Source organism: Arthrobacter sp. TmtSoilC51 (genome assembly GCF_055388015.1).
In genome coordinates, this window is record NZ_AP035877.1 from 3,839,341 (window position 1) to 3,855,139 (window position 15,799).

The window sequence follows — 15,799 nt, forward strand, 5'->3', positions numbered from 1 at the left end:
GCACTGAAATTGCTTGTAATGTGGGAGGAAACCCCAGTCCTGAGCTTAGGAGAACCCCAATGCAGCCGGACCCCGTCGGCACCGCCGGATCCACCTCGAAGGGCGCCACGCTGCCCCCACGCTTCGGATCATCGGAAGTGCCGGCTTCACGAGCCACCCAGGACCGCATTGACATCCCGGAATTTGCGCCGAGCCTGGAGCCTGAAGGCGACATCTCGCCCGACCGTTTCCTGGACCGTGAGCTCAGCTGGCTGGCATTCAACTCCCGCGTTTTGGAGCTCGCAGAGGATCCTGACCTCTTCCTCCTGGAACGCGTGAATTTCCTGTCGATCTTTGCCTCCAACCTCGACGAATTCTTCATGGTCCGCGTGGCTGGCCTTAAGCGGCGAATCGCCACCGGACTCGCTGTTCCCTCCCCTGCCGGTTTGAGCCCCATCGAGGTGCTTGAGCAGATCGGCGAGGAGGCGCACAGGCTCCAGGAACGCCACGCACGGGTCTTCGCCGAACAGATCCGTCCCGCCCTGGCCTACGAGCACATCCACATCATGCACTGGAATGAATTGGACGAAGATGCCCGCCACCGGATCAGCATCATGTTCCAGGAGAAGGTCTTCCCAATCCTGACGCCGCTTGCCGTGGATCCCGCGCACCCCTTCCCGTACATTTCCGGCCTCTCGCTGAACCTTGCGGTGATCGTCAGCAACCCCATCAGCGACAAGGAACTCTTTGCCCGTGTGAAGGTTCCGGACCAGCTGCCCCGCCTGATCTCCGTGGACGGCCCGCGCGCAGGTGCCATCCCTGGCCGTGTTGCCCGCTTCATCGCTTTGGAAGAAGTCATCGCCGTCCACTTGGACAAGCTCTTCCCCGGCATGGAAGTCCTTGAGCACCACACCTTCCGCGTCACCCGCAACGAGGACCTCGAGGTAGAAGAAGACGACGCCGAAAACCTCCTGCAGGCCCTGGAGAAGGAACTCCTGCGTCGGCGCTTCGGTCCTCCCGTGCGCCTGGAAGTCACTACGGACATCAACCCGAACATCAAAGCACTGCTTATCCGGGAGCTTGGCGTTGAAGAATCGGAGGTTTACTCCGTACCGGCGCCCCTGGACCTCCGTGGACTCTCTGCGATCAGCGCCATTGACCGCCCGGACCTCCACTACCCCAAGCATGTTCCGCACACGTCCCGGTACCTCAACGAATCCGAAACGTCCAAGGCAGCCAACGTGTTCGCCGCCATGCGGCGCCGGGACATCCTGCTCCACCACCCGTACGACTCGTTCTCCACGTCGGTTCAGGCGTTCCTGGAACAGGCTGCCGCGGACCCCAAGGTCCAGGCCATCAAACAAACCTTGTACAGGACGTCGGGCGACTCCCCTATCGTTGACGCTTTGATCGATGCTGCCGAGGCCGGCAAGCAGGTCCTGGCACTCGTCGAGATCAAGGCACGATTCGATGAGCAGGCCAACATCTCGTGGGCCCGGAAGCTGGAACAAGCAGGCGTGCACGTCGTGTACGGCATTGTGGGCCTGAAGACCCACTGCAAGCTGTCACTGGTGGTTCGGCAGGAAGTGGACGGCCTGCGCCGCTATTGCCACATCGGCACGGGCAACTATCACCCGCGCACGGCCCGCTACTACGAGGACCTCGGCTTGCTCACCGCGAACGAGCAAGTGGGCGAAGACCTGTCCAAGCTGTTCAACCAGCTCTCCGGATACGCGCCGAAGTCCACGTTCAAGCGGCTGCTCGTGGCGCCGCGTTCCGTCCGTGCCGGCCTGATCGAAAGGATCGAAGCGGAGATCCGCAACGCCCGCGCTGGCGTTCCTGCCCGGGTCCAGATAAAAGTCAATTCCATGGTGGACGAAGCCATCATCGACGCCCTTTACCGTGCCTCACAGGCAGGAGTGAAGGTGGACGTGGTGGTCCGTGGCATCTGCTCCCTCCGCCCCGGTGTACCGGGACTGAGCGAAAACATTACGGTCCGCTCCATCCTCGGCCGGTTCCTGGAACACTCGCGCGTCTTTGCTTTTGCCAACGGTGGAGATCCCGTGGTGTACATCGGCTCCGCAGACATGATGCACCGCAACCTGGACCGCCGTGTTGAAGCGCTCGTCCAGTTGGCCAGCAAGGAAGACACCGCTACGGTCGTGGACCTCATGAACCGTTATGTGGACGACGGCACCGCTAGTTGGCACTTGGACAACCAGGGCCATTGGACCAGGCACCACCTTGACGAGGACGGCACACCCCTGCTGGACATGCAGTCCTGGCTACTGGCTTCCCGGTCCCGCCAGCGTGCAGCGGCCCGGCGGTAGGGAACGAGTTGAAAAGCGATACCCCCGTGGCGGATCAGACGGACCATCCCGGTGAACGGGTGGCCGTCGTTGCGGCCGGCGCCATTCCTTGGCGACTTCAGAAGGGCGCCCTTGAGGTGCTCCTGATCCACCGGCCACGCTACGACGATTGGTCCTGGCCCAAAGGAAAGCTCGACGCCGGCGAGACAGTTCCGCAGTGCGCCGTACGGGAGGTGCGCGAAGAGATCGGACTTCACAGTTCCCTCGGCGTTCCGTTGCCACCCATTCATTACCACGTCAGCGCCGGCTTGAAAGTTGTGCACTATTGGGCGGTCCGGGTCAACGGCGAACAGCTTCGGCCCGATGGCAAGGAAGTGGACAGCGTCATGTGGTGCAGCCCGGACAGGGCTGCGTCTTTCCTGAGCAACCCCACGGATGTAGAGCCCCTTGAGTACCTGGAGAAGGCCCACATCCGGGGGGAACTCGATACGTGGCCGCTCGTGTTGATCCGCCATGCAAAGGCAAAGCCCCGCTCCTCGTGGACCAAGGCTGAAGGCGACCGTCCTCTGGCTGCTACTGGGCAACGCCAAGCCGCGGCCGTCCAGCGCCTGTTGGAAGTGTGGAAGCCACAACGGATTGTTACCAGCCCGTGGACCCGCTGCGTGGCAACCATTGCACCGTACGCAAAGGCAAGCGGAGCCAAGGTAAAGCTTGTTGAAGCCCTTACCGAGCACAACCACAACCGCTCACCCAAGAAGACTGCTGCCGCGGTGGAGGCCTTGTTCGATAAACAGGTGCCAATCGCTGTTTGCACGCACCGGCCCGCGCTGCCCACAGTGCTGAAGCAATTAGGCCAGCACATGTCCGCGGCTTTGCGGGGCCTGCTGCCCACGTCCGATCCCTTCCTTTCGCCGGGCGAGGTCATCGTCTGCCAGGTCGCCAGGGGATCAGAACGGAAGATTGTGTCGGTGGAACAGGTCAGGCCTTTCGACGACTAGCCACAGGCGCCTGGCCTGCCACGGTAACAATGACAGCGACGCGGGAGGCTGGGTTGGGTGATGAGACACTCATCGATCTGCTACGGGGTGGCTTGGCTGAACGAAGTAAGCTGGACTCGTGAGCATCCCCACCCCGTATGAAGACCTCCTGCGCGACGTCATGGCCAACGGCACGCACAAGTCCGACCGCACCGGAACCGGAACCCGAAGTGTTTTTGGTCGCCAGCTGAGGTTCGATCTTGCCAAGAGCTTCCCGCTCATCACCACCAAGCGGGTCCACTTCAAGTCCGTGGCGGTGGAGCTCCTGTGGTTCCTGCGTGGCGATTCGAACGTGAAGTGGATGCAGGACCAAGGCGTTTCCATCTGGGACGAATGGGCGGATGCGGATGGCGAACTCGGCCCCGTGTACGGTGTGCAGTGGCGCAGCTGGCCCACGCCCGACGGTGGGCACATCGACCAAATCTCCGAGCTCATGGCCAACCTGTCTGCCAACCCGGATTCCCGGCGACACATCGTGTCCGCGTGGAACGTGGCCGAGCTCAAGGACATGGCGCTTCCGCCCTGCCACGCGCTCTTCCAGTTCTATGTGGCGGACGGCAAGTTGTCCTGCCAGCTGTACCAGCGCTCCGCGGACACGTTCCTGGGCGTTCCCTTCAACATCGCCTCCTACGCCTTGCTGACGTGCATGGTCGCCCAGCAGTTGGGCCTGGAGCCTGGCGAGTTCGTCTGGACAGGCGGCGACGTCCATATTTACGACAATCACGTGGAGCAAGTCAGCGAGCAGCTCAGCCGCGAACCGTACGAGTATCCACAACTGAAAATCCTCCGCAAGCCGGACTCGATTTTCGACTACACCTTGGACGACTTCGAGGTTGTGGGCTACCGCCACCACCCCACTATCAAGGCGCCGATCGCGGTATGAGCATCCAAGACAACCCCGGCCAGGAAACGCCCGCCCCGCTCCCCGGAGTGATCTTCACCCAGGAAACGGCAGCCAAAATGACCGGTATCGGCTTGATCTGGGCCCAAACGCAGTCCGGCGTCATCGGCAAGGACGGCTCCATGCCGTGGCACCTGCCCGAGGACCTGAAGCACTTCAGCCAACTAACCACAGGCCACCCAGTGATCATGGGCCGCAAGACCTGGGAGTCGTTCCCGGACAAGTACCGGCCACTGCCAGGGCGCACCAACATTGTGGTGACCCGCAACTCAAAGTGGGCTTCAACCCCGGAGGCCGAGGGCGCCGTCGTGGTTTCCTCGCTGGACGCAGCCCTGCTGGAATCCCAGTTCGCGCCGGGCGGCCAGAAGGTCTGGATCGTCGGCGGCGGCGAGATCTTCGAACAGTCCATGGGAATTGCCAACGTCGCGGTCGTCACCATCATCGATGCCGACTTCGACGGCGATACGTTCGCGCCTGAACTGGGCGACGACTGGACCTTTGACACTGTTGCGCCGGCCGAGGGCTGGCTGACCGCCAAAAACGGCACACAATACCGGTTCACCACATGGCGCCGGACGGAAAGCTAGGAACGCCTGCATGCTGAAGAAACCTGAAACATTGTTCGTGCTGGGTTATATGTTGCTGCCGCTTTTCGCGCTGATCTCCGCCATCGTGGGGCTGACCATGATCCTTGGCGGAAACCGCATTGTCGGCATCATCGTCTTGATAGTGGTCACGCAGGTCTTCACGTTCGGTGCGTTCTTTGCCTTGCGCAAGCGCAAGGCCGTCCTGCTGCAGGAGCCCGACGCCGGAACCTAGGCCCCATGGCCCGCTGGCGCACCGCTGTGGCGAGTACCGGCGTCGTGCTTTGCGTGCGTGACGTAACCAACAGCGGCACTGTGCTCCGAAAGTTTAGACTGGGTGAATGACTACAGCAGCTAATCCGTCCGTTGGACTGGTCGGTTGGCGTGGCATGGTCGGCTCCGTCCTGATGCAGCGCATGCAGGAAGAGAACGACTTCGCCAACATCAACCCGGTATTTTTCTCCACCTCGAACGCAGGGGGTGCCGCCCCTTCCTTTGCTGACGGGGCCGGCAAGCTCGAGGACGCGTTCGATATTGAGACGCTTGCCAAGCTGCCGATTATTGTCACCGCCCAGGGCGGCGACTACACCAAGCAGGTCCATGGCGAACTCCGTAGCCGCGGCTGGGATGGCCTCTGGATCGACGCCGCCTCCACGCTGCGCATGAATGATGACTCGATCATCGTGCTGGACCCCATCAACCGCGACGTCATCGACGCCGGCCTGTCCGGCGGCGTGAAGGACTACATCGGCGGCAACTGTACGGTTTCCTGCATGCTCATGGGTCTCGGCGGACTGTTCAAGAACAACCTGGTCGAGTGGGGCACTTCCATGACGTACCAGGCAGCTTCAGGTGGCGGCGCCCGCCACATGCGCGAGCTCCTGAACCAGTTCGGCACCCTCAATAACGAGGTCAGCAGCGAACTGCAGGATCCGGCCTCGGCCATCCTGGAGATCGACCACAAGGTCCTCGCTGCCCAGCGCACTGGCGTTGACGCTACCCAGTTTGGCGTTCCGCTGGCCGGTTCGCTGATTCCCTGGATCGATGCCGACCTCGGCAACGGCCAGTCCAAGGAAGAGTGGAAGGCCGGGGTGGAGACCAACAAGATCCTCGGCACGGGCAAAGGCACCGCGGGCAAGGACCACATTGCCATGGACGGCCTGTGCATCCGCATCGGCGCCATGCGCTCCCACTCCCAGGCCCTCACGCTCAAGCTGCGCGAGGACCTCTCCGTCACGGAGATCGAGAACCTCCTGGCCAAGGACAATGAGTGGGCCAAGGTTGTTCCGAACACCAAGGAAGCCTCCATGGCGGACCTGACCCCGGTTGCCGCATCCGGCACCCTGGACATTCCCGTTGGCCGTATCCGCAAGCTTGAAATGGGCCCCGAGTACATCAGCGCCTTCACTGTGGGCGACCAACTCCTTTGGGGTGCAGCTGAGCCGCTGCGCCGGATGCTCAACATCGCGACGGGCAAGCTCTAGGCCCCGTCGCCGCTATTTCGTCGCTGACCCGCTGTTCCGTTGCTGCCCGGCAACGGAACAGCGGGTTTTCTACGTTCTACCCGTGATCCATCCAGCGCCTCCCTGAGCTTGCGGTCGACGTCCCAAGGCCTGCTGAGATCGTCCCATTCGATCCGAACCACTTTCCACCCCTGGGCTTGGAGTGCGGACCTTGCGTCCATAAACTCCAGGACCCGGCGCAGGCGGCGGCCGCCACGGGTGGTCCTGCCGTTGTCCAGATAGTCCTGCATCTTCCGGGGATCGGCGCCGAGTCGAAGGGCATGGTCGGCAATGACAACCGCTCGATCAAAGTCCAGCGTCCGGGCACAGTCCACCACCGTGCGCTCGAGACTCGTGGTCCGCACGGGCCGCTGCCATGGCGTCTGCACCTCAACAATCTCATCAGGGACCAGGCCCCCGGCATGGGCTGCGACGTCGCTTCCTGAACTGGCCTGGGCCGGTGAGAAGGGCGTGGTCACGTGCACCAACGGCCCACCTTCCCACTCGTGGCAACCGTGCAGGCGGGCGGCGCTAATGTGGCTGTAGATACTCCCGCCCGTAGTGCTGCAATGGTGGGCCTGGATCCGCAGAAGGTCCTGCTCCCAAGGTTTGCTCCGGCGCCATTGATCCATGCGCACATACGCACCCCGCCGCAGCCTGAGGAGCTTTCGATTGCGGACACCAGCCGTGAGAACGCGATCGCCAAGCCCGCAGCCAACAAGCTCGGGAGTCGAGGCCACGGGGGTTCCCGGCCAGTGTGCGGTGATCAGGGCATCGAGCTTTCGCAGTTGCATGGGACCATCGTGGCCAACACGTACGCGTACCGGCAGGGCTGGGGCACCGGATGTGGACAACTTCGTTGCCAAGCCGCTTATCCGTTGTTGGCCAACCACTTAAAAGCGGCCAAGCAACGGGTTTGGGACAAGGGCAGGGCTCAGCCCGCCATGAACTTCAGGTAGGCCCGCCCCTGCGCCCGGAACGAACGCTCCGCGGCCGGGCCCAGCTCTCCGGAGAAAGGCTCAGGAACAACGCCAGGGGCCTTGCCGTTGCCGGTCCTGGCCCAAGTTCCCACAACTTCTCCCCCGGCCACGATGATGCGTTTGAACACTCCGTTCTTGCCGGGTACCACTAATTCGGCATGCTCGGGCGCAAGGACAAGGCTCCGGTCCTGGTAACCGAGCAGGAATTCATCAAAGCCCGGAAGAGCGAGCAGCGTGCGCGAGCCGGGGACGCCGTCGTCGAGCAGTGCAGCTGTCTCCGGCGAAAGCCAATAGCTGGTACCGCCGAACGGCAGCTCCACCAGTCGATCTTGAACCGAGGCGAGGCCCCTGCGCGCTTCCGCGAGCGGCACCTGGCTCCACCAGGCAAAGTCCTTCACGGTCGCGGGCCCGTGGCTGCGAACGTAGCGGAACAAGAGCTCGGCAATTCCTTCCTGACGATCAAGATCCCGCGAATCCTTGATCCACTCGTCGAACGCCACGAACAACTGCTGGACCCCCATCTTTCGGTTCGTTCCGGCCATGGGTCCTTGGACGAGCCACGCACGCTGGCACAGGCTCCCGATCAGGTGGATGCCACGTTGGGCCTTGGTCACCTGGCCTGCTTCTTCGAACGCGGCGAAGAGTTGCTCGCGGGTGGCGCCGCGTCCGCCCTCCGCTGTCCTGATGGTCTCTATGGTTTTGAGTGCGATGTCACGGCAGTGGCTGATGTCGTCAGCCGTGATGCCGAGCTCGCGGTGACGGCCTGCCACCATGTTCATGAGCCGCTCGCTGGTGATACCCAATATCCACCGGAGGTCTTCGGGGGCCAGAAGGTGCAGTGTTCCCCGCATTGGCCATGAGCGGACCACGGTCCCTGCATCAATGGCTCCGCGGACATCGGACGCGGCCGATCCCGGGACGCGCTGCCCTACGGCCCATAAGGCAGACCCCAGATCCTGTGCCTGCATGGCGGTCATCCAACGAACCGCGTCCGGCACAGAGGTAAAACCCCCATTGAGCAGGCCTTGGCTGGCAAGTCGCAGGCGGCCCATGACTCGTGGGGTAACAGCAACTGAACGCGGGTGGGTTTCAGGCATGCTTCATCCTAAGAGGGGCCGCCGGTACAGGAAACCTTGCAACGCCTCCCAGCAGCCTTCCAGCAGCGTTTCCTAGGATGGATCCATGCTCTTTGGTGATCTTGCTCCGCTTGTGCGGCCGCTCAGCCGGTGGTTGGCTGCCGCTGGCTGGTGTTGCACGGTCGTCGGGCTTGGAACCGGGTTGATCGTGGCAGTTGGTACCGGAGTTAGCCTCTCCCCCGCCATGCAGGGTATCCAGACGGCAGGGCTGGTTGCCACGGCCGCAGCCGCGCTGCTCATCGGTACCGCTGCGGCCAGCCAACCAGTTGCTGATCGCGGTGACGACGCCCCCGAGCCCTGGTTCTATCCGGCGGCAGCAGCCCAGGTCCGCAGCTTCCTGCTGGGCGCCATTGTGATGCTCCTCGGCTTGGTCGGCTTCGCCACGGCGGGCCTTTTCATGCCGAGCGGCCCTTCGCCCCAAAGTATTGCGTTCAGCCAGATCTTCCTGCTTGGATCGGTCAGTTGCGGGCTGACCTTCCTGCTTCTCAACAAAGTGCTGCCCATCGCGGAGCGACGCACGCGCTGAGCGTTGCTAGAGCTTAACGCCAATAAGCAGCGGTTCCGGGTGCAGCTCGATGCCAAAGCGATTCACGACGCCGGCACGCACCTCGCGCGCGATCGCCACCATATCCGCTGCCGAGGCTGAGCCGCGGTTGGTGATGGCCAGCGTGTGCTTGGTGGACAGGGATGCCCGGCCGCCCGAAACGCTGGATTCTTCGAGGCCGAACCCCTTGCCGAATCCTGCGTGGTCGATGAGCCAGGCAGCGGAGAGCTTGACCAATCCGTCAGCACCGGCAGGATACTTCGGCGCGCTGTCCGGCAGTTCGGCGGCGCGTTCGGCGGGGACGATCGGATTGGTGAAGAAGGAGCCCGTGGAATACGTGTCGCGGTCATCAGAGTCCAGAACCATCCCCTTGGAGGCACGGAGCCGCAGGACTTCGCGGCGGACATCGTTGGAGTAGGCGCGCTTTCCGGGTTCCACGCCAAGCACCCGTGCGAGTTCTGCGTAGCGGATGGGCGCACTCATGCGGCCCAGGGGCAATTGGAACTCAACAGTCAGCACAACGTAGCGCGGCGAGCCCTCAACCGTGGTCTGCTTCAGGATCGAGTCGCGGTAGCCAAATTTAAGTTCTGAGTTGGTGAACGTCTGAACCGCATTGCGTTCGCGGTCCCAGGTACGGACCGCAGCGATGGTCTGCGAGACATCCGACCCGTATGCGCCCACGTTCTGGACCGGGGTGGCTCCTGTGGCGCCGGGGATGCCTGACAACGCTTCGATGCCCGACCACGCGTGCAGCACCGCATGTTCCACCAGGGCATCCCAGTTGTGGCCGGCCTGGACCACCACGGACACGCCCCCGCAGCTGTCCTCGGAGTTCACGGTGAAGCCCTGGGACGCGATCTTCAGGACCGTGCCGGCGTAGCCCTCGTCCGAGATCAGCAGGTTGGAGCCACCGCCAATGATGAGGAGCTTCTCCCCTGCAGCGTCAGCGGACCGCACGGCGTCGATGATTTCAGCCTCGGTGCGGGCCTCCACGAGGTTTCCCGCGGGTCCGCCGACGGCGGCTGTGGTCAGTTCGGAAAGCAGCGTCTGGGTCACCAATCAAGCCTAACGGGGATTGGCGGCCTGTACTGACGCAGCGGGCCGCTTGCGTGACACCGGAGCCAGGAAGAAGCTGATGACCAACAGTACGAGGGGTGCCAAAAGGGAGTGCAGGATGCCAAAGTGTTCGGCCAGCAATCCAAGGAGCGGTGGTCCGCAAAGGAATGCGCCGTAACCGATGGTCGAAACCACCGACACCCTTGCGGCGGCATGTACGGGATCATCCGCGGCAGCGGACATCCCTACAGGGAAGCCAAGGGAGGCACCGAGCCCCCACACCGCCAGAGCGACGAACGCCATCCACGGAACCGGGGAAAAGACGAAGAGCGCGAGGCCCACGACGGCGATGGCCGAGCACCAGCGCATCACCGCCACCCTGCCAAAACGGTCCAGGATGACGGTTCCGGCAAACCGACCGATGGTCATGAAGGTCACGAACAGGCCGTAGCCGACGGCACCCGCGGCGTCGGTCTGCCCGTAGCCATCGGCCAAAGCCAGGGCCACCCAGTCCCCTGCGGCGCCCTCAGCGAGGGCCAACCCGAGGACCAGTACGCCAATCAACAGCGTGCGGCGATCGCGCCAGGCCAGGGCAACCAGGCGTTTGTTGTCCAGCGGTACGGGTTCCGGCGTGATCACGGGCAACGGGCCTGTAGACGGGTCGTCGAAAGTGTCCCGCCCGTCCGGACGATAGTTCCGCGGAGCCGGACCCTCCTTCTCGGCGCGGAACCAGAATCCGGCGGTCACAACGGATGCAGCAACTACCGCTCCTGATATCAGGAAATGCCAGAACACAGGCATGTGCACGGCTGCTGCCCAGGCACCGAAACCGGCAGCCGCCACGGTTCCCAAACTGAAGGCACCGTGCAGCCGAGGCATGATGTGCCGGTCCAGTGCACGCTCAAGCGCGGCCCCCTCCACGTTGGAAGCGGTGTTCCAACTGGCCGTGCCCAGGCCGACCACCACCAGCCCGGCGGCCACTACCAGCGGATTCCCCACGATCGAACTGCCAAAGCCAACGGCGGCGAGGCCTGCCCCCACCATGCTGCTCCCAATCCGGGTAGTCAGCTTGGGACCCAGCCGCAGCACGATCAGGCCGGATGCCGAGATCGAAATGAAAGAGGCTACGGTCATGCACATCAGCAACAGCCCGATGCCGCCCGGGGTGAGGTCCAGTCCGTCGCGGATGGCAGGGAGGCGGGAAACCCAGGTGGCGAAAGCCAGGCCGCTTGCCGCATAGGAGGCCAAAACAGCGGCGCGCCACTGCGACATCTGAGTCGCGGTGGCACGCCGACGGGAGGTGTTCAGTTGGTTCAAGAGACCTTCACGACTGCCTGGGATTTCATCAGGACCTTTTGCCCGGCTGCGACTACGGTGAGATCGATGCGCGCGGTGCCGGCCTCGGCGTCGAGCGCTCCCACAACACCGGTGACGTCGATGACGGCACCGGCTTCATCGGTTCCGGTGGTGTCGGTGACCAGAACGGGCTTGGTGAAGCGCGTCTGGTAATCGACGACGGCGGCGGGGTCGCCTGCCCAGTCGCTGACCAGTTGCACTGCGGAGCCCATAGTGAACATCCCGTGGGCGATCACGCCGGGCAATTCAACGGACGTTGCGAAGGCTTCATTCCAGTGGATCGGGTTGAAATCGCCGGAAGCGCCTGCATACTTCACCAGGTCCTGGCGGGTGACCTCAATGCTGCGGGTGCCGATTTCCTGGCCGACCGTCAGTTCTTCGAATTTGGGGCTCATAGTTACTGTCCCTCTCCGCGGACCAGGATGGACGAGGTGGTGGTGGCTACTTTTTCACGGTCATCGCCGTTGAGGGCGAAGATCTCCGAACGCGTCGTGATCATGGCACCGCCGCCCATGGCGCGGACTCCGTCCACGTGCAACTCAGCCACGAGCCGGTCCCCGGCAACAATCGGCCGGTGATGGGTGAAGCGCTGGTCCGCGTGCACCACGCGGGAGAAGTCGATGCCGGACTCGGGGTCCTCCACAAGCTGGGCGTCGGCTCGTTGGGCCACGATGATGGCGAACGTTGGCGGAGCAACGAGATCGCTGTGGCCCATGGCCCGTGCCGTCTCAACATCGAAATGCGCGGGGTTGCTGGCTTTGACGGCCTTCGCGAACTCGCGGATCTTTTCACGGCCGACGTCGTAAACCTCTGCGGCAGGGTAGCTTCGGCCCTGCAGGTCCGGATTGATACTCATGGTCCAACCCTATCGGGCCCGCGGACTGTGAGTGGTGCGGTGACTACTTCTTGTAGCTCTTACGGATCTTCTGGCCGCGGACCACGAGCCCGGTCACGTGGAGCACCAACCCGAGGCCGATCACGGGCAGCGAGGCTATGGCCAGGCCTTGGTTGCCGGACGTGTTACCCGCGATGGAGAGTACAAGTCCGACGGCGATCAGCCCCATGGCGCTGAAAACCAGCGTCTTGTAGGCGGTGGACGAGGTGGCCCAGAATTCGTTCAGCACCGTCCAAGTCTACCGGTGCGCGTTGCAGGCCCGCTCTGCGCCCCAAAACCCACAAATAGCACGCACAACAGGCCCCACACGGAGCTAGAACAACGAGTCCTGCAGCGCAGGGATTTCCGTGACGTGGGGGCCGAACTCGATCTTTCGGCCTTTCAAGGCGCCCAGGTCTGCCACGAAACTTCCCTGAACCTCGTTCCCGGAAACATCAGGCAGCCCGGCCAGGGCGATGGCACCGGAAAGCGAGCGGACCCGCAGGCCATGCCCGCCGCCGTCGAACGTTGCCGGATATGGGTGGCGAAGGCCACCCTCCGCACGCGCGGTGCAGAGCTGGTCTGCCAAAACCGGCCGCTTCCACTCTTCCTCCACAAGGGCGAAACCGGTCATGGCGAGTCCGCCCAGCAACTCACGCACCTGTGCGGCATGCCGGCGGTTGGTGGCCACGAGTTCGACGCCGGGGCGCGGCTCAACAAGCGATGCCGCCTTGGCTGCGGAACGGACCTGCTGGACGAGCCCAAGCTCGCGTGTCACAAGATCCTCGAGCACTCGAACGACACGACCGTCCTCGGCATGGGCAACATAGGAAGCGTGAACGGCACCCTGCTCGGCCAGCCGGTTCCACTTACGCGGAGCTGAGGCGGTACCAACCTTGGTGGCACCATTTGCGAACGTTGCAACGTACAGCCAATGGGGTTGCATGAGGTAAGAACGCAGGCCAGTGGGCACGGACCCGCCGCGGTGGAAGTCGTGCATGAGCCGGGAATCGTCCCGGGCAAAGCAGGCCCCGCATTGCTTCCCGCGCTCGGCCGGTGAGCCGCTACGGCAAGGAACATGAGTGCGCTCCCCCGGCCCATGGACCTTGGTATGGCCAAGGCACCACACCCCGGGAAGCACGCGCAAGCCCAACGTTAAACCTTGGGCCAACGCAACCCCGGTGAACTCCCCGTCAGGCGAGAACAACCTCAGTGCCGGTGAAGAGGAGTCCCAAGCTACGCCGTGGACCAGCATGGCTACAGGGAAGGCTGGACCCCGAAGGCAACTGCGAGCTTCATGATCTTCTCGGCGCGGCCAAGGCGCGGGAGGTCCGAACCATCGCGGATAACCCGGCCGTTGGCTTCGAAGTCGTTCATGAAGTCGGTGGCCCATGCGACGTCGGACGGCGTGGGGCTGATGACCTCGTTGATCACGGTGGTCTGGTCGATGGCCAGGCAGAGCTTGCCGGTCATGCCCATGGTCACGGTGATGCCGGTCTGCTCGCGCAGGATGGGGTGGTTGGTGCCGACTGTGGGGCCGTCGATGGGGCCCGGCAGGTTGCCCACGCGGCTGGCTACCACGAGCTTGGCACGCGGGTAGGCCATGGCCTCGGGGGTGGCGGCCATGCCGGTGTCGCGGCGGAAGTCGCCGGAACCGAAAGCCAGGCGGAACGCACCCTGGGCGCGGGCAATGTGGTTGGCTTCCTCGATGCCGAGGGCAGACTCGACCAGCGGAATTACGGGAGTCTTGCCGTCCATGCGGTGGTAGGACTCGGTGACCTGGTCCGCGGACTCGGTCTTGGCGAGCATCACGCCGAGCAGGCCCGGGGTGCCGCGCAGGCCGGCGAGGTCGTCGGCCCAGAACTTACTGGTGGCATCGTTGATGCGGACCCAGGCCTGACCGCCGGACCTTAGCCAGTTCACAACATTCTCGCGGGCTGCGTCCTTCTGGGAAGGGTCCACGGCGTCTTCGATGTCAAGGATGATGGCATCTGCCCGTGAGGCCGCGGATTCGTCAAAAAGTTCCGTTTTCATGGCGTTCACAAGGAGCCAGGAACGGGCGATATCGGCGGGAATATTGCGGGTAGGCCGAATGGATTCGGCGGCGATGCTAGACGTCATGTATCTACCGTATCCGCCAAGCGCCCCGCAGTGCGAAGAAATCCGCCCGGTTGTGAGGATCAATACGAACTAAAGCCCTTATGACTGTCCCCTCACGCAGTATGACCGTCCGACGGCGGCAAGCACCAGTCAATTCCGGCGCACCCGTCGCTGTTCGTCACAGGGCTCAACACGTTCTTCATGCTGCTCAACACGGCGCCTTGGATTGTCCGTCCGTTGCTTTTCGTGGCCCCGCGTTGCGCCCCGTTGCCCGCTGTTTCACCGCGTTTCCCGCCGTTTCCCACCATGACCGCTCCACTTTCAACCGGCCGCCTGAATGGGCTTACATCGTTCCCAAGCCAGTGAACGTATGGCTCCCCCAACACACCAAACCACTCGAAAGTAGCTCCCATGAAACTGCATCTGCCCCTGCTGAGCGTCGCGGCCGCCGTCGTACTAGCGCTGACGGTGTCCGGCTGCGGCGGTGCAGCCGAAGCCGGACAAAGTCAGGCCAACCAAGCCGGCAACGAGGTCAAGGAACTCCGGTACCAAGGCTCCGCCAACAACGTGACTTTCCCCGAACTTGCTGCAGACCTCGGATACCTGGGCGACCTGAAGTTGAACTGGGTGGGCAACACCACCAGCGGCCCCCAGGACATCCAATCCGCAGCCACCAACCAGACCGACTTCGGCGGTGCGTTCTCCGGAGCCGTGGTGAAGCTGATCGAAGCAGGCGCGCCCGTGAAGGCTGTGGTCAACTACTACGGCTCGGACGAGAAGACCTTCAGCGGCTACTACGTGAAGGCGGACAGCTCCATCAAGGGACCCCGCGACCTGATCGGCAAGAAGATCGCGGTGAACACACTCGGCGCACACCACGAAGCGGTCATCAACAGCTATCTGACCAAGAACGGGCTCAGCCCGGATGAGATCAAGCAGGTCCAGCTCGTCCCTTTGGCACCGAACGACACTGAGGAAGCCATCCGCCGCGGCCAAGTGGACGCGGGAACCCTCGGCGGCGTGCTGCAGGACCATGCCATCGAGGCTGGCGGACTACGTTCGCTGTTCAGCGATGTGCAGCTGTTCGGCAACTTTGCAGGCGGCCAGATCGTGCTCCGGAGCGACTTCATCGAAAAGAACCCGAACACGACGCGTACATTCACCAGCGGCGTTGCCAAAGCCATCAAATGGGCAGCAGAAACACCACGGGACGAAGTCATTGCCCGCTTCACCAAGATCATCGAAAACCGCGGACGCAATGAGAACACGGCCAACCTGAAGTTCTGGAAGAGCCCTGGCGTTCCCGACTCCGGCGTGATCCGGGACAAGGACTTCACCCGCTGGGAGGGGTGGCTGAACTCTTCCGGAATCGTGAAGGACAAGCTCACGCCGTCCAAGTACTACACCAACGACTTCAACGAGCTCGCGAAGAAGGGATAGC

17 protein-coding genes are annotated in these 15,799 nt (G+C 63.3%); 8 read left to right on the plus strand and 9 right to left on the minus strand.

Annotation, left to right across the window (positions count from 1 at the left end):
* The first annotated feature begins 59 nt into the window (after positions 1 to 59).
* From ACZ5G6_RS17555 to asd, 6 genes are all read left to right on the plus strand, one after another.
* Positions 60 to 2,309, plus strand: a complete 2,250-nt coding sequence (locus ACZ5G6_RS17555; protein ID WP_223934036.1) for an RNA degradosome polyphosphate kinase — start codon at positions 60 to 62, stop codon at positions 2,307 to 2,309.
* An 8-nt stretch (positions 2,310 to 2,317) separates the two neighbouring features.
* Positions 2,318 to 3,286 (plus strand): NUDIX hydrolase, encoded by a 969-nt coding sequence (locus tag ACZ5G6_RS17560; protein ID WP_223934038.1) that lies wholly within the window; start codon positions 2,318 to 2,320, stop codon positions 3,284 to 3,286.
* A gap of 118 nt (positions 3,287 to 3,404) precedes the next feature.
* Positions 3,405 to 4,208 (plus strand): thymidylate synthase, encoded by an 804-nt coding sequence (locus tag ACZ5G6_RS17565; protein WP_498686881.1) that lies wholly within the window; start codon positions 3,405 to 3,407, stop codon positions 4,206 to 4,208.
* Complete coding sequence (locus tag ACZ5G6_RS17570) at positions 4,205 to 4,813, plus strand: dihydrofolate reductase (RefSeq protein WP_223934042.1); 609 nt, start codon at positions 4,205 to 4,207, stop codon at positions 4,811 to 4,813. The genes ACZ5G6_RS17565 and ACZ5G6_RS17570 overlap by 4 nt, the downstream gene beginning before the upstream one ends.
* Before the next feature lie 10 nt (positions 4,814 to 4,823).
* A complete protein-coding gene (locus ACZ5G6_RS17575; RefSeq protein WP_223934044.1) occupies positions 4,824 to 5,045 on the plus strand; it encodes an NF038396 family protein in 222 nt (73 codons plus the stop codon).
* A 106-nt stretch (positions 5,046 to 5,151) separates the two neighbouring features.
* On the plus strand, positions 5,152 to 6,294 hold the full coding sequence (gene asd / locus ACZ5G6_RS17580; RefSeq protein WP_223934046.1) for an aspartate-semialdehyde dehydrogenase: 1,143 nt from the start codon (positions 5,152 to 5,154) through the stop codon (positions 6,292 to 6,294).
* On the opposite strand, the gene ACZ5G6_RS17585 is transcribed toward asd, so the two are convergent.
* Both ACZ5G6_RS17585 and ACZ5G6_RS17590 read right to left on the minus strand, forming a co-directional pair.
* Positions 6,291 to 7,178, minus strand: a complete 888-nt coding sequence (locus tag ACZ5G6_RS17585; protein WP_498686883.1) for a hypothetical protein — start codon at positions 7,176 to 7,178, stop codon at positions 6,291 to 6,293. The genes asd and ACZ5G6_RS17585 overlap by 4 nt on opposite strands.
* 68 nt (positions 7,179 to 7,246) lie before the next feature.
* The gene (locus ACZ5G6_RS17590) at positions 7,247 to 8,389 is read right to left on the minus strand and encodes a winged helix DNA-binding domain-containing protein (RefSeq protein ID WP_498686885.1); all 1,143 of its coding nucleotides are present in this window, start codon (positions 8,387 to 8,389) and stop codon (positions 7,247 to 7,249) included.
* A gap of 85 nt (positions 8,390 to 8,474) precedes the next feature.
* Between ACZ5G6_RS17590 and ACZ5G6_RS17595 the strand changes: the two genes are divergently transcribed.
* A complete protein-coding gene (locus tag ACZ5G6_RS17595) occupies positions 8,475 to 8,954 on the plus strand; it encodes a hypothetical protein (protein WP_223934055.1) in 480 nt (159 codons plus the stop codon).
* A gap of 6 nt (positions 8,955 to 8,960) precedes the next feature.
* Here ACZ5G6_RS17595 and ACZ5G6_RS17600 read toward each other — a convergent pair whose 3' ends face one another.
* From ACZ5G6_RS17600 to ACZ5G6_RS17630, 7 genes are all read right to left on the minus strand, one after another.
* The gene (locus ACZ5G6_RS17600; RefSeq protein WP_498686888.1) at positions 8,961 to 10,028 is read right to left on the minus strand and encodes a UDP-N-acetylmuramate dehydrogenase; all 1,068 of its coding nucleotides are present in this window, start codon (positions 10,026 to 10,028) and stop codon (positions 8,961 to 8,963) included.
* 9 nt (positions 10,029 to 10,037) lie between these two features.
* Complete coding sequence (locus tag ACZ5G6_RS17605; RefSeq protein ID WP_498691935.1) at positions 10,038 to 11,300, minus strand: MFS transporter; 1,263 nt, start codon at positions 11,298 to 11,300, stop codon at positions 10,038 to 10,040.
* 41 nt (positions 11,301 to 11,341) lie between these two features.
* Positions 11,342 to 11,779 (minus strand): MaoC family dehydratase, encoded by a 438-nt coding sequence (locus ACZ5G6_RS17610; protein ID WP_498686890.1) that lies wholly within the window; start codon positions 11,777 to 11,779, stop codon positions 11,342 to 11,344.
* A 2-nt stretch (positions 11,780 to 11,781) separates the two neighbouring features.
* Positions 11,782 to 12,240 (minus strand): FAS1-like dehydratase domain-containing protein, encoded by a 459-nt coding sequence (locus tag ACZ5G6_RS17615; protein ID WP_498686891.1) that lies wholly within the window; start codon positions 12,238 to 12,240, stop codon positions 11,782 to 11,784.
* Positions 12,241 to 12,283: 43 nt separating this feature from the next.
* Positions 12,284 to 12,508, minus strand: coding sequence for a DUF3188 domain-containing protein (locus ACZ5G6_RS17620; RefSeq protein WP_223934064.1), 225 nt, complete (start codon positions 12,506 to 12,508; stop codon positions 12,284 to 12,286).
* A gap of 84 nt (positions 12,509 to 12,592) precedes the next feature.
* Complete coding sequence (locus ACZ5G6_RS17625) at positions 12,593 to 13,513, minus strand: DUF2797 domain-containing protein (RefSeq protein ID WP_498686895.1); 921 nt, start codon at positions 13,511 to 13,513, stop codon at positions 12,593 to 12,595.
* A 2-nt stretch (positions 13,514 to 13,515) separates the two neighbouring features.
* Complete coding sequence (locus tag ACZ5G6_RS17630) at positions 13,516 to 14,379, minus strand: HpcH/HpaI aldolase/citrate lyase family protein (protein ID WP_223934066.1); 864 nt, start codon at positions 14,377 to 14,379, stop codon at positions 13,516 to 13,518.
* A 390-nt stretch (positions 14,380 to 14,769) separates the two neighbouring features.
* Here ACZ5G6_RS17630 and ACZ5G6_RS17635 point away from each other — a divergent pair, with 390 nt between their 5' ends.
* Complete coding sequence (locus ACZ5G6_RS17635) at positions 14,770 to 15,798, plus strand: ABC transporter substrate-binding protein (RefSeq protein WP_498686897.1); 1,029 nt, start codon at positions 14,770 to 14,772, stop codon at positions 15,796 to 15,798.
* Position 15,799 lies beyond the last annotated feature (1 nt).